Annotated in this window: 2 tRNA genes; both read right to left on the bottom strand. The window is 44.2% G+C overall.

Annotated elements, in window-relative coordinates:
- Positions 1-73: 73 nt before the first annotated feature.
- A tRNA-Ala gene (locus BN2425_RS00025) sits at positions 74-149 on the bottom strand.
- Between the two features lie 18 nt (positions 150-167).
- Positions 168-244 (bottom strand) — tRNA-Ile (locus tag BN2425_RS00020).
- Between the last annotated feature and the right edge of the window lie 68 nt (positions 245-312).

Here is a 312-nt window from a genome sequence, read left to right as displayed (position 1 = left end):
AACCTAAAATGGCGATTTACTCGGTTTTACTTGGTTTCTTCTATACGATTATCTAGTTTTCAAAGAACGAATATGGTGGAGCTTAGCGGGATCGAACCGCTGACCTCCTGCGTGCAAAGCAGGCGCTCTCCCAGCTGAGCTAAAGCCCCATTTAAAAGGTATATATATGGTGGGCCTAAATGGACTTGAACCATCGACCTCACGCTTATCAGGCGTGCGCTCTAACCAGCTGAGCTATAGGCCCATACACATATGATGAGATTTAGTATCTCAAAACTAAACAAACAACAGAGGTCAACTGTTTATCAGTCC

The sequence above is a fragment of the Neobacillus dielmonensis genome (assembly GCF_000612665.1).
In the GTDB taxonomy this organism is placed as follows: domain Bacteria; phylum Bacillota; class Bacilli; order Bacillales; family Cytobacillaceae; genus Neobacillus; species Neobacillus dielmonensis.
This window is presented reverse-complemented; position numbering and strand designations above follow the sequence as displayed.